Consider the following 13,162-nt stretch of genomic DNA (forward strand, 5'->3'; position numbering starts at 1 on the left):
ACACGGTTCAAAGTCCAGCGCTGGTCCTCCCAGCCGTGCGCGGCCGGTCCCTTGGCCAGCTCGGACTCCAGCTGAGCGAACTGCTTCTCACTCAGTCGCGGCAGCGACGCGGGCCCCTGCGACCGCAAGGACCGTGGGCCGCCCTCGGCCCACGTGTGACGCCACCGCTGCACCGATCGGACACTGACCCGCAGATCCCTGGCGATCGCCGTACTGCCCTCGCCCCGAGCGAACCGCTCAGCCGCCTGGAGCCGTAACTCCTCGCGCCTGCACTGCCGTTCAGCGGTCAACCCGCCACCCTGTGGATACCTCATCCTCCCGTAATACCGCAGGCAAGCACCCCCCGTCAGCCCCTACGACTTCACGAGTTCAATCTCAGTAGACCGTGTCCTACGTGGGATCGGCTCGTTGGGTGAGTTATGGGGCGGGGTACGTGGAGTTGGATTGTTCCGGACGGGCTGTGGGAGATCGCGGAGCCGCTGATCCCGCCGTCGAAGGTGCGGCCGCAGGGCGGCGGGACGCAGGACACGCCTGATGAGACGCTGTTCGCGGCGATCATCTACGTGCTGGTGAGCGGATGCGCCTGGCGGGCGTTGCCGCCGTGCTTCGGGATATCGAAGTCGACGGCCCACCGCAGGTTCCTCATCTGGTCGAGAGCCGGTGTGTGGGGCCGGCTCCATGAGGAGATCCTGCACCGCCTGGACGACGTTGGCCTGCTGGATCTGTCCCGGGCCGTTCTCGACTCCGCCCACGTGAGGGCTAAAAAGGGGGCGAACTTACAGGTCCGAGCCCGGTGGACCGGGGCAAGCCGGGTTCCAAGATGCACGTCTTGTCGGACGCGAACGGACTGCCCCTCCTCGTCGGTGTCTCAGCGGCGAACACCCACGACAGCCTCGCGCTGAAGCCGATGATCGAGGGCAACCAAACGAGACACGACCCCCATCGCGGCCGCTACTTCAAGCCACGGCGCCTGCACGCCGACAAAGCCTACGATGTGCCCCACCTGCGAAAATGGCTGTGGGGCAAGCACATCGGCGTGCGTATCGCCCGTAAGGGAGTCGAGTCCAGCGAACGATTTGGCGCCGCCGGTGGGTCATCGAACGCACGATGTCCTGGTTCACCGGCTACCGCAGACTCAACCACCGATACGAACGCGACTCTCGCAACTACCTGGCCTTTCTCGGACTCGCGGCCGCCCTCTGCTGCTACAAACGTCTCGTCCGACTCACCACGTAGGACACGGTCTTAGCACTCTTGTGCCGGAACCGGTGCTGCGGCCGGGATGGGTGGGTGGAAACACGAACGAGTTCCGCCCCGCGCCTGTGGGCCGGGACGGAACTCGCGTTACTTGGTTGGGCGCGCCCGCCTCACGGCTGAAAGCGGCTGCAACCGGCGGCGCCTGCACCCCGGGCGAGCCCTTGAGCGCTGCCCCCAGGCGTGAGGACAGTCGGTATGCTGAGTGGGAGGCTGCCCGTCAGTGCCGCGTCGATGTTGCTCACCGGCCGTCGCGTGCGGGGGAGAGTCTGCTCAGCTGGTGCTGCCGGTCAGAGCGATGCTCTGCAGGGTGCCGCTGAAGCCGGAGACCTGCTCGGTCGCGTCCCAACTCCCGTCGGCGTGGCGCACGGTGTGCTTGATCTTCCCGTCCGTGGTGACGACAGCGGTCTGGAGTTCACCGTTGACCGCCGTGGCGTCGATACCGGTGGTGATGTCACGCCCGAGTTCGTCGCCCAGATCGCCGAACTTGCTCCACGTACCGTCAGCCTTGCGGATGGCGTGCTTCTTCTCCCCCGTGACGCTGGTGATCACGACCTGAAGGTCGCCCGCGACACTGGCGAAGGACATGCCGTTGACCTTGGCCGTCAGACCTGTCGAGAGTCCGCTGACGGAGCCCCAGTCGGTGCTCCACGTCCCGTCGGACTTGCGGATGCCATGGTAAGCCTTGCCGTCGGCGGCGACGCCGACCTGCGTCTCACCGCCGGAGGTCTGAGCGACTGTCACCTGGGTGGCGTTGCCGAGGAAGCCGAGCTTCGCGCTGACGTCGCCCCACTTTGACCAGACCTCGTTGGCGTCTTGAGTCGCGTGATAGACCCGTCCGTCGGCCAGCCCGATCAGGGCGAGGCCGGTACCGGTGGAGGTGACCGCGACACGTGTGAGGCCGGGCTTGTCTCCGAGTTCGGTGGTCAGGTCGCGGAAGGCGTCCCAGCCGCCGGTGGCCCGTCGGTTGGCCTCGTAGAGGTGGCCGTTGCCGCCGACGGCGAAGACGTAGTTCTTGCCCTTGATGGCGGCGTCCGCGGCGTACGCAATGTCCTGGATGGTGCCGGCGGCGTTCTGCACGTTGCCGAAGCCGGTCCAGTCGCCGTTACTGTCGCGCATGGAGTGGTAGAGGCCCGTGGAGGTCTTGGTGAGCATCTGCATGTACCAGACGTTCAGGGTGGAGGCGGTGTTCTCCGTGATCCAGGCCCGGATGTCGTCCACCCGGGAGGCGACCGCGCCGGTGCGGGTCTCGTCCGTTCCGAGGCAGCCTCCCTGCCAGGAGTTGGTAGCGATTGCGGCGAGTTCGGGCCGGCCGTTGACCTCGCGGAAGACGGGCGAGCCGGTGTCGCCCTTGCATATCGGAGTGCCGTCGATGCTGACTGTCGTGGCTTCGACCGATCCGACGGCGAGGGCGCCGACGTGCAGGGCGTTGGGGACCCAGCTGTCCTTGGTCCGCCCGTATCCAGCGCTCTTCAGGGCCTCGCCTGCGGTGGGCGCGGAGGTTGCAGGGTGCAGGAAGGAGGGGCCGGAGACCGGACTGGCGAGCTTGGCCAGCACAAGGTCACGGTCGGTACGCGGTATCAACTCCGTGATCTCCCGCACTTGACCGGTGGTTTCCGCCAGCTTGGTGCGGCCGATGGTAGCCGTGGACTTGAGCTTCGGCGCTCCCGCCGCGAGAGTTGTGGCCTGAATCGGGTCGTCAACGAAGCAACTGGCTGCGGTGATCAGCCACTGGTTGTTGATCAACGTGCCCGAGCAGGCGCGCACGCCGCCGACGTCGATCTTGGCGGTGTAGGTGCTCGCGCCGCTTGCCGCAGCGTCGCCGTCCATCGCGTAGGCCGGGAGGCCGGTGAGCGCGCCAGCTGATACTGCTGCGGCAAGCAGCAAGGTGACCCAGGCAGAGCGCGGACGCATGCCAGACATATACATTCCTTACAAATCGGATGAAGCAAGACGGGCCCGCTGGCTTACCGCCAGCGAAGACCTCGCCGCGGCGGGGGGACGCGCCGGACGGCCGGCAGCTCCGCGCCTTCGGCGTACGAACACGGTTGTACGGTCAGCCAGTGACGCGGATCTCGACCAGCACAGTGGGCGCGCCGCCGACTCCTTCGCCGACGCTCTTGAATCCGCCCTCAGCGACGTTGACGGTCTGCGTCTCGCCGTCAGCGGTCAGGTCTGCCGTGATGGGGTGGCTCGCCGTTTCGATGTAGAAGACCTCATCCAGCTCGAGAGTGATGTATCCCGTTGTACCGCTGGCCTGGAAGCAGACGCTCTGGTTGTGACGGGCGATCACCTTGATCTGCTGGGCCGAGCCGTCGCACTCGCCCAGCAGGATGTTGCCGTCGCCTTTGATGAGCTTGACTCCTCGCTCAGCCAGGATCTTGTCAGCGTTCGGGTAGGCGAAGTCCTCGACTGCGGAGGGCGGTGCGGTGTCGGCCGCGGCAGGAGTCGCAGAGTCGTCTGCGGCAGCCAGAGTGGGAATGCTGACAAGGGCGACGATGCCCACGACAGCTCCAAGAGCGCGTCTGTAGAAGCTAGTTACCACTGAAATCCTTTCGGGGGCGAACTGTCGACCCAAGCCCCTGAAGCAGATGTGATCGTTTTGAAAAGGTGCAGACGGAAACTACGGTACGCCTAACGACCGGTCAAGTCGCCCTAGTCTCCTGGTGGGTGGCTACGCGTATCGACTAGATCGATGTAGAAACCTGACCGATGTCATGGTTTGCACAGGTCAGATCATGCAGATGACTCACGTTGCACGCACGGATCGACTCCAACGGTCTACCATTTTCGCGAGCAGTCCACTCCGCCCATCATCCTCGCGCGAGGTGAACAGGAGGTGGATGTCATGCAGTTATGCTCGTGCCCGTTGAAATTCATTTCCGGCTCTAGAGTTGCCGGACGATGGGATGGGTGCCCCTTGAAACGAAGAAATCGCGGGCGCAGAACAACCTGGAGCACTTCAGTGATTCGCTCCGTCTGCCTGGCCCTCTTGCCCGTGGCGCTGGTCTTGGGCTTGCTGGGCTCACCGCCCGCCATGGCGGCCGACGACTCCGACGTGGACGAGGTCGTGAGCGCGGTCCCGGCGACGGAGCGCGGACAGATCGTCGAGTTGTGGAAATCCGGAGGGCCCGGCGTTCGCGCGGCCGCTGAGGTGGCCCTGACTGGCACCGACGAAGACGTGCAGCACTTCCTCGAGGAGGTGAAGGACGAGGAGCAGTTCGAGGACAACCAGGTCGCAGCCGCGCAGATAGCATCCCTGGGGGGCCGGGGTGTCCAGGAAGCCGCTCGGGCCGCCTTGTCAGGGACTCCCGAGCAACTGAGTACCTTCCTGGAGAGCGGTTGGAAGGAACCTCTGGAAGAGGATCAGCGAGTCCAGGTCGCTCAGGTCATCAGTGCGGGTGGCCGTGGCGTTCAGGAGGCTGGCAGGGCTGCCCTCAACGGAACGCAGGCAGACGTAGAGGCGTTCCTCAACGACGGCCAGTACACCGAGCGCGAGGACGACGAACGCGTCCAGTTGGTCCAGATTCTGAGCACTGGCGGTCCTGCCGTGATCGCGGCCGGCCGCATAGCGCTCAACGGTACTTCGGATGACATTCGCGAGTTCCTTGAGGTCGGCCAGTACGTAGCCCGCTCGCGGGATCAGGAGCACGCAACAGTCGCACAGCTGGCGGCTCAGGCAACAGAGGCAGGCCGACAGGCCGCCGCAGAAACCGAGAAAGCCAAGGACACCTCTGCACGCGCCGTGGCAGCCTCGGCTCTGGCCAAGAAAGCCGCGCAGAAGGCGGCTGCCGAGACCCTCGCCGCCAAGACTGATGCCCAGCGCGCCGCAAGCGCCGCAGGGCGGGCAGCGACTGCTGCGAAGCAGGCGGCCGCCGCAGCGCAGCAGGCGATCGATGCGGCCCGTGCGGCTAACAACTCGGCCCGGATCGCATCGAACGCGGCTGCCCAGGCGGCATCCGCAGCAGCTGGCGCCGCCCAGGCAGCTTCGCGAGCACAGAGCGCAGCTGCAGACGCCGCATCCGACAAAGGCAAGGCCGCAGACGCGCGCAAGGCTGCCGAGGACGCCAGAACAGCGGCAAAGGGGGCACGCCTCGCGGCTGAGGCCTCCACACAGGCAGGCATCGCGGCTTCCGCTGCCGGCACCGCCGCAGAAGCGGCATCGAGCGCGGGCGCGAATGCCGACGCGGCGGCAGACGCGGCAACCGAAGCCAGCGGTTACGCCGACCAGGCTGGCGTCCACTCGACGGTAGCTGCGAACGCCGCTGGCGCCGCACGCCGTCACGCCGCGGAAGCCACCCGGGCGGCGAACGCGGCCGCAGCGCTGGCGCAGAAGTCCGCCCAGGCAGCAGGTGAAGCTCGTGATGCCGCCAATTCAGCGGCAGAGCACGCTGAAGCAGCGGCTACAGCAGCAGATGACGCTGCAGATCGCGCAGGCGACGCTGCGACAGCAGCGGCCCAGTCGACCGCCCACGCCAACGCTGCAAAGGTCGCGGCCGACGCGGCCAGTGCAGCAGTTGCGGAAGCCAAGACGACGCATGCGTTGGCGCAGGAGATCGAGGCTGAGGAGCTCGCGGCCCGGACCAACGAAGGCATCGAGCAGGCAAAGGACCTCGCTCAGCTGGTCGCCGACAACAGCGCCGCCGAAAAGCAGGCCGCAGACGACTCCACGGCCCTCGACGCGCGGGCGCAACAACTCGCCGGCGAAGCGGCAGCCCCTGGTGCCGATACCGCGGAAATCGCCGCCAAGGGACGCCAAGTGGCGCTGCTGGCGATGAAGACCCGTGGCCCCTGGAGTCGCACAGCCGCGGAAGTCGCCCTCGCCAGTTCGGACGAGACCGTCGCCTCATACATTCGCGCAGGCTGGGAACAGGCTGCGAAGCAGGATGAGCGTGCTCGCGTCGAGCGTCTGGCCCGAGACAGCGAGACGGAAGCTGTCCGCACGGCGGCAGAGGAAGCTCTGCTGGGGAACGCAGCCGCGATCACCGAATTCCTGAGCCACGGCCAGTACGAAGCCGCAGCTGACGAATCACGCATCACCATCGCCCAGATCATCTCTTCCGGTGGACGCGGTGTCCAGGAGGAGGGGCGACTGGCCCTGAACTCTGGATCTACCGAGCAATATCGGGCCTTCATCACATCGGGCCAGTACGCGGCCCGGTATGACGACGAAATGGTTCGTGCGGCACAACTCATCGACTCCGGTGGGCCGGAAGTCGTAGCAGCGGCACGGATTGCCATGGCGGGTCCGCCCCAGCTGCTTCACGAGTTCGTACAGACAGGCCAGTACATGGCCCAGCGCAAGGATCTACTCTCGGCCACACACATCAGCCAGATCCAGCAGCTCATTGCGGAAGCGTCGAAAACTGCGGCCATAGCCCAGCAGAACGCCGCCTTGGCCGGACAGGTCGCTGCCACGGCACGCAAAGCCGCGGCGGAAGCTGACGACTACGCCAGGCAGGCTGCGGCCTCAGCCACGACCGCGCAAGGTTACGCCGCCCAAGCGACTCGGTCGGCGCAAGAGGCTGCGACCTCCGCCGCCGACGCCGCAAAATCCGCCCAGAGAGCACGCGACGCGGAGGCGGAGGCACAGAGCGCTGCTCGCGACGCGGAGAACTCTGCCATCCACGCGGAAAACTCCGCCTCCGCTGCGCGAATCTCCGCCAACGACGCCTGGGCATCCGCAGAGAATGCCCGCGCGTCTGCGGTAGCGGCAGGGAAAGACAGTGCCGCCGCCGACCAGGCATCTGCGGACGCGTTGGCAGCCTATGTCACCAAGCAAGCTGCGGAGGACAAGGCCGAGCGCGCTATTCTCGACCGCGAGCAGCAGGCCGAACTGCAGAAGATGGAGGACGACCTCGCCGCCGAGATGGCTGCGGGAGACATCAGCGTCTGGGACGTCCTCAGCGGGGTCGGGCACCTCTCTCTCGACGTGATCGGCCTCATCCCAGTGGGCGGCGAGTGGGCCGACGGGCTCAACTGCGGCTGGTACGGAGCAGAAGGCGACACCCTGAACGGGGCACTATCTTGTGCCGCTATGATCCCCGTCGCCGGCTGGGGGTTCACCGCCGGCAAATGGGGAAAGAACGGCGTCCACGCCGTTGAAGCGTTTATGAAAGCCCAGCGTGCGGTCGGTAAAGCTCCGCACATCTGGTCCAAGGGTAAAAAGGCTTCCGAGGCGGCCAATGCCCTATGGCATTGGAATAAGCACGGGGGCGACTTCCCTTACCTTGCAAACGCCAAAGAGTTCGTCGAGCTCGCACATTCGTACGGGGCGCTAGCAATGAACAAAAAGGCCGTTGAGGGATTCCGGATATACGAACAAAATGGCGGAGCCCTCGCGGTTTTCGACGAAACCACGAAGGTCTGGTCCGCATTCACTAAAGAAGGAGTTCCGCAGACCATGTACAAGCCTAGTAAATGGTCGCCAACGAATGTGGGAGGATTCGAGACTACTCTAGAGGACTGGTTGCTTGATCCAAAGCGCGGAACCGTAATCAAATAGAAGGGCTAGTGGGCATGAGTGAAAAAGAAGAATTCATCTGCCGCGTATGCGGGTATGACTTCGAGGACATTCCGACTTGGATCGGCATCTTCTCGCAGGGCGTTATCTGCAACTGCTGCAATATGGAAGCCGGCCTGGAGGATGCGGACCTGAAAAGGGTACGCATGTACAGAGGTTGGTGGGTTGCAGAGGGCGCCTCTTGGGCCCGCCCCGCAGACAAGCCTGCAGACTGGGATTTGCTAACCCAGATGTCGAACGTTCCGAAAAAGTGGCGGTAACGAGACCACCGATAACGAGCGACTGACTTACCCGCTAGGCGCAGGGCCGACAGCACGGCAGCGGCCCTGCGCCTTCGTGCGTCCAGAGGTGTGCTTGGAGTTGGTGCTGACAGTCTCGCCCTCGCATATCAATATGTGGATCGACAACGAGCCCCATGGAAGACGCAAGATTCCACACGCCGCCTGCTGAGTGCGTTGTGGCAAACCGGATTTCGTTCGAGGTGCGGCGCGGGTGATCATCTGGACAGAGGTACGGGTGCGGCCGCGGGCATGAGAGAACGGGCCCCTTGGTAGTGACGCGGTTACGACACCAGCACGACCAAGGAAGCCCGTTGCCCGATCAGTTGAGCAGTATCTCTATGCCTGCGTCCACCGCGGTCACCCCTGGGTGTGACTGCTACGTGCACCGGTTCGGTTCGATCGCTCCAGGGCTGCGGGCGGGCTGCTATCCCAGTGACATGACGGATGCGGAGTGGGCCGAGATCCGCTCGGCGATGCCGGTGCCGGCCTGGCTCCTCAAGCGGGGCGGGCGTCCGGAGGCGTATTGCCACCGCGAGATACTCGACGCTGTGCGTTATCTGGTCGACAACGGTGTGAAGTGGACGGCTCTGCCGGTCGATTTCCCGTACTGGCGGGCGGTCTACGACTTCTTCCGCCGCTGGCGGGCCTGCGACTACGTGCGTGAGCTGTACGAACGCCTGCGATGTTCGGCGAGGGCACGCGCAGGCCGCAACGCCGAGCCCAGTGCAGGAATCATCGACAGTCAGTCGGTGGACGCCTCCGAGACCGTCGGCGAGGACAGCCGCGGATACGACGGCGGCAAGTCACGTGACGGGCGCAAGCGTCACATCCTGACCGATTCCGAGGGTCTGCTCCTGGAGGTGACCGTGACCACGGCCGATGTGCACGACTCCAAGGCCGCGCCCGCGCTGCTGGAGACGTTCATGGACCAGCCGGGCCGGCTGCTGAAGCTGGTGTGGGTCGACAGCGCCTACCAGGGGCCGGCGCTGGCGAAGGCGTTCGCCCGCCACGGGGTGCGGATCGAGGTCGTGCGCCGCTGTGGCGGACAACGCGGATTTGTCGTACTGGCCCGCAGGTGGGTGGTGGAGCGCACGCTGAGCTGGCTCTCCCGCTCACGCCGCCTCAACCGCGACCACGAACGCCGCCCCGACCACCATGCCCAGATGGTGTGGTGGGCAGCCACCATCAGGCTGTCCCGGCGCCTGGCCGCAGACGCTCCGCGCTGGCCGGAGAAACGCCCCGGCCGACCGCCCCGGGCGCGGGCATGAACCGCCCGTCCTCCGCCCGCACCAGCCAGCCCCGCTTCTCCAGCACATAGGCACGGTGACGGATCTTCTCCACCTCGTTCTTGATCTCCGCTTCCCGGCCCACCGCCCGCGTCAGTTCCACCCCGTTCACCGGCCCCGAAGCAGCCACCACCGCGGCGAAAACCTCCCGATACACGCCGCTGAGCACCTCCTCACCCATGCCCGACCGCCACACCGGCGGCCGCCCGCCATGCCCCGCGCCGGAGCTGCTCGATCCCACGCCGGCAGCCGCCTCACCACGAGACGGCACGGATGCCGGCGTATGCACCGGGCTCTCCTCGGCCAGCACCGCCACGAGCTCCTCACGCCCCACCCGGGCCCGCTCGACCCGCTCCCGCGCGGCATCCACCTCCGCCTGAGCCTGCTCCAAAACCTCCGTCCAGGACTCCAACTCCTGCCTCGCCCGCGCCTCACGCTGTGCCATCAGCGCCAACACCGACGGCATCACAACCTCCTCGATCAACAACAAGCCGCCCGCTGCCTGCCCCTACCCCTCCGCGACCATGCCCCGCACACGAAGAAGCCCCTGCTCACCGAACAGGGACTCCCTTTGCCACAACGCACTGACTGAGGGCCCAAATTCGGGAGCGCTAAAACGGCTGCGCAGACGTGGGGCGCTGCGGCGCGCTGGAGCCGCCGGGGCGATGGCGTCCTCGAACTTCAGCACCGAGCGGGCGGCGGCCACGAGAGCAAAAGTGCTTCGTGCCCGGCGTTATTGGAGTCGCCACCTGCGCAAGCAAAGTGCCGCGATCGGCATGTCGGTGGTGTTGGTGGCAAAGCAGGTCAGCCGCAGTCCGTCAGCGTCGGTGATCCGCAACTGGGCGCCGGGATGAGGCCGTTCCTTCCGCACGATCAGCCGCATTCCCTTCGGCCGGCCCTTGAGGCAGTCGCCGGACAGTTCGGCGACCCAGGCGCCGTGCCGGATCTCGCCGCCGGGCTCGATCGCTGCCGTCCGGGCCGTGGCGGGAACCTTGAGGACTGCCTGGTGAATCTGCTCTGTGATGGTCATGCCGACCGAGTACGACAGCCACCGTCCGCGCTGGGCGAGCCAGGCCACGAACTCGTGGGTGCCGCCGCCGGAGTCGGTACGGATCAGCGTCCGGCGTCCGCGCCGGTACTTCTTCGGCAGTTGCGCCAGGGCGAGCCCAGCCGTGGTGATGTGGTCGGCGGCGGTGTTGCTGCCCGCGTTGCCCGGTCTGAGCAGGCCGGCGACCGGCTCACCGCTCCCGCCGCTTCCGTGATCCACGAAGCCCGTCAGGGGGTGGTGGCCGAAGGTCTTCTTCCAGGTCGCGGTGGCGTCCTGCTTCTCGTAGTGGGCCAGCACGAGCACCCCGTCCAGGTCCACGATCACCTGCCCCGCGGCATCCGGCGCCGCAGTGCCAGCCAGCTTCCAGACGCGCTCACGCGCTTCGGTCCAAGCGGCCCTTATCGCGGACAGGGCCTTCGGCCCAGCTGCGGCGAGGGCGTCGACGAGCCGGGAGACCGTCGGGTCGGAGGCCACCGGACCGAACACGCCGGGCTCGGCCCGCAGCGTCCCGACATCCGCGAGGCAGTCCAAGCCCAACGCGACCGCGAGGACCACGTCCAGCAGGATCTTCCCCGGATCGTGCACCGCCCGCGGCCGCCGCCACGGCGCAAGCGCCGCCGATACCACCTGGTCCAGCCCGGCCCTGCGGACCGTCTCGATCAGCAGCACGGCCCCGGCCTGGGACACCACCCCACGGCCATCGCCCTCGATGCGGACACATGGATAGAACCCGATACGCTTCTTCACCTGAGAAGTGCCTCCGAAGGCAGGGCCTCGGCAAAGTCGTGTAATGCCCGGTTTGTGATCGTGAGGGCCCAGGAGGTGAGGGGTGCCGAACGTCCAGGAACTTGAGTGCTGGTAGCTTCGCGCCCGTGATCGTGTATCCGCTGTGGCATGTCGGCCACCAGAACGAAGCTGGCGGTGACGGCTCGACAGTGCACGTCGATGAGAGTGGCGTGTTCTGCGACGAGTCGGACGGCGATGACGTAAAGCTGCTCGGTATCTACTCAACCCTTGAACGGGTTGAAGAGCGTGTGCGTCAGGCTCGACTGCTACCGGGCTTCCGTGATGAACCGGAGTGCTTCTACTTCGACCCCTGCGAGCTCGATGAGGATGATTGGACTGAGGGCTTCGTTCGAGTTCGGCCGGGCGAGTAGGTCCGTGGACAGAGCCTTGATGGGCTGCCGTTCCGTGGTCACGTAAGCCTCGGGGCGTCGGTGTTTTCGCATGACGCCTACTTCCTGACGGGTGACCAGATTGGGCGGGGTCGGGTGCAGAACAGGCACGGACGCCCGTAATCATGGAGTTCTCTACGCTCTGTGATCCTGGGAAGTCCGTGTCTGCCGACGTATCATCTCTGATCCCCCCTGCCCTGGATCAACTCGGCCCCCGTCCGGGAGCCACCCCCAGGGAGATCCCCGACCTGCTGGAGTGCCTCGCGCAGGTCCCCGACCCGCGCGATCCCCGCGGAGTGCGGCATCCGCTCGTCGCGGTGCTGGCCTTGACCGCCTGCGCGGTCCTCGCCGGTGCGAGGTCGCTGCTGGCGGTGAGTGAATGGGTGGCCGATGCCCCCGAAGAACTCCTCGAGCGGTTCGGTATCCGTGTCGACCCGCTCTTCCCGAAACGCTCCTGGCCTGCGGAAACAACAATCCGCAGAGTCCTGGCCCGGATCGACGCAAACGCCCTGGACCGGGCGGTCGGGATCTGGCTTGCCGGCCGGCGGCAGAACGCGGGCGGGTTGCAGGCACTGGCCGTCGACGGGAAGTCGCTGCGGGGGGCCGCTCGCGCCAAGGGCCGGAGAATCCACCTCCTGGCCGCCTGCGACCACGTCGGCGGGCTGGTCCTCGCACAGATGGACGTCCGTGAGAAGACCAACGAGATCACTCGATTCCGGCCTCTGCTGGACACGCTGCCTGACCTGTCCGGCACCGTCGTGACCAGCGATGCCCTGCACACTCAAGTCGACCACGCCACCTATCTGCGTGGGCGGGACGCCCATTACATCGTGATCGTGAAGCGCAACACGAAGAAACTCCGCACGCAGCTCAAGTCCCTTCCCTGGAAACAGATTCCGCTCCAAGACCGCACCCGCACGATCGGGCACGGACGCTGTGAAATCCGCAGGCTGAAGGTCTGCACGGTCAACAACCTGCTCTTCCCCGGCGCCCGCCAGGCTGTCCAGATCGTCCGCCGCCGCGTGAATCGCACGACTGGGAAGATCAGCCTCAAGACCGTCTACGCGGTCACCAGCCTCGCCGCGGAACAGGCCCCGCCCGTCCGGCTCGCCCAACTGATTCGCGGGCAATGGACGGTCGAGGCCCTGCACCACGTCAGGGACGTCACCTTCGCCGAGGACGCCTCCCAGCTGCGGACCGGGAACGCGCCCCAGGCGATGGCGACCTACAGAAACCTCGCGATCGGAGCCCTCCGCCTGGCCGGCGTCCGCAACATCGCCGCCGGCATCCGCCGGACAGCCAGGGACCATACCCGCACCCTCGCCCATCTCGGCCTCACGTGATCAAAAAGGGCGAAGTCCGACTACGCCGAAGCCTTGCCTCCGAAGGTGGCAGGAACAAGGACCTCGACCATCCTCATTCTTGCTGCTCAGAGCAATGCCGGTGAGTTAGCGCGTCAGTGCAGGTCAGGCACTTGATGGTGCGGGGTTTGGGTGGGACTATCCCCTGGTGACGTTGCGTGATCCGTCACTTCTGGTGATGTGTCTGCAGAGGCCGGGACACGACAACGGAGTTCCCGGTAGGACAGAAGATCG

General features: G+C 66.2%; 9 protein-coding genes and 2 pseudogenes. 6 read left to right on the forward strand and 5 right to left on the reverse strand.

Going from position 1 to position 13,162, the window contains the following annotated elements; translation table 11 throughout:
• A partial coding sequence (locus tag ACFZAX_RS35105; protein ID WP_390966993.1) for a helix-turn-helix domain-containing protein occupies positions 1 to 290 on the reverse strand: 290 nt, incomplete at its 3' end.
• A gap of 129 nt (positions 291 to 419) precedes the next feature.
• Here ACFZAX_RS35105 and ACFZAX_RS35110 point away from each other — a divergent pair.
• Positions 420 to 1,236, forward strand: a pseudogene (locus ACFZAX_RS35110) (IS5 family transposase).
• 291 nt (positions 1,237 to 1,527) lie between these two features.
• Here ACFZAX_RS35110 and ACFZAX_RS35115 read toward each other — a convergent pair.
• A complete protein-coding gene (locus ACFZAX_RS35115) occupies positions 1,528 to 3,177 on the reverse strand; it encodes a trypsin-like serine protease (protein WP_390966995.1) in 1,650 nt (549 codons plus the stop codon).
• Between the two features lie 133 nt (positions 3,178 to 3,310).
• Positions 3,311 to 3,760 (reverse strand): hypothetical protein, encoded by a 450-nt coding sequence (locus ACFZAX_RS35120; RefSeq protein ID WP_390966997.1) that lies wholly within the window; start codon positions 3,758 to 3,760, stop codon positions 3,311 to 3,313.
• 459 nt (positions 3,761 to 4,219) lie between these two features.
• Between ACFZAX_RS35120 and ACFZAX_RS35125 the strand changes: the two genes are divergently transcribed.
• The 3 genes from ACFZAX_RS35125 (at position 4,220) to ACFZAX_RS35135 (ending at position 9,326) form a co-directional block, all read left to right on the forward strand.
• On the forward strand, positions 4,220 to 7,759 hold the full coding sequence (locus ACFZAX_RS35125) for a hypothetical protein (RefSeq protein WP_390966999.1): 3,540 nt from the start codon (positions 4,220 to 4,222) through the stop codon (positions 7,757 to 7,759).
• 14 nt (positions 7,760 to 7,773) lie between these two features.
• Positions 7,774 to 8,037: a hypothetical protein gene (locus ACFZAX_RS35130; protein WP_390967001.1), complete on the forward strand. Its 264-nt coding sequence runs from the start codon at positions 7,774 to 7,776 to the stop codon at positions 8,035 to 8,037.
• A gap of 458 nt (positions 8,038 to 8,495) precedes the next feature.
• Positions 8,496 to 9,326: an IS5 family transposase gene (locus ACFZAX_RS35135; protein WP_390967003.1), complete on the forward strand. Its 831-nt coding sequence runs from the start codon at positions 8,496 to 8,498 to the stop codon at positions 9,324 to 9,326.
• On the opposite strand, the gene ACFZAX_RS35140 is transcribed toward ACFZAX_RS35135, so the two are convergent.
• Positions 9,244 to 9,834, reverse strand: coding sequence for a hypothetical protein (locus ACFZAX_RS35140; RefSeq protein ID WP_390967005.1), 591 nt, complete (start codon positions 9,832 to 9,834; stop codon positions 9,244 to 9,246). The two genes, ACFZAX_RS35135 and ACFZAX_RS35140, sit on opposite strands and share 83 nt — an antisense overlap.
• 261 nt (positions 9,835 to 10,095) lie before the next feature.
• Positions 10,096 to 11,139 (reverse strand): annotated as a pseudogene (locus ACFZAX_RS35145) (IS1380 family transposase); the annotation flags it as partial.
• Between the two features lie 125 nt (positions 11,140 to 11,264).
• On the opposite strand from ACFZAX_RS35145, the gene ACFZAX_RS35150 reads away from it, so the two are divergent.
• Both ACFZAX_RS35150 and ACFZAX_RS35155 read left to right on the forward strand, forming a co-directional pair.
• Complete coding sequence (locus ACFZAX_RS35150) at positions 11,265 to 11,549, forward strand: hypothetical protein (protein WP_390967007.1); 285 nt, start codon at positions 11,265 to 11,267, stop codon at positions 11,547 to 11,549.
• Positions 11,550 to 11,692: 143 nt separating this feature from the next.
• On the forward strand, positions 11,693 to 12,910 hold the full coding sequence (locus tag ACFZAX_RS35155; RefSeq protein ID WP_390967009.1) for an ISAs1 family transposase: 1,218 nt from the start codon (positions 11,693 to 11,695) through the stop codon (positions 12,908 to 12,910).
• The last annotated feature ends 252 nt before the right edge of the window (positions 12,911 to 13,162 follow it).

It is taken from the genome of Streptomyces sp. NPDC008125 (assembly GCF_042957125.1).
Taxonomy (GTDB): Bacteria; Actinomycetota; Actinomycetes; order Streptomycetales; family Streptomycetaceae; genus Streptomyces.

Bases quoted from the DNA above. Each gene is read 5' to 3' on its own strand.
- ACFZAX_RS35135 (WP_390967003.1), top strand. From the start codon at position 8,496: ATGACGGATGCGGAGTGGGCCGAGATCCGCTCGGCGATGCCGGTGCCG.
- ACFZAX_RS35115 (WP_390966995.1), bottom strand. From the start codon at position 3,177: ATGTCTGGCATGCGTCCGCGCTCTGCCTGGGTCACCTTGCTGCTTGCC.
- ACFZAX_RS35130 (WP_390967001.1), top strand. From the start codon at position 7,774: ATGAGTGAAAAAGAAGAATTCATCTGCCGCGTATGCGGGTATGACTTC.
- ACFZAX_RS35155 (WP_390967009.1), top strand. From the start codon at position 11,693: ATGGAGTTCTCTACGCTCTGTGATCCTGGGAAGTCCGTGTCTGCCGAC.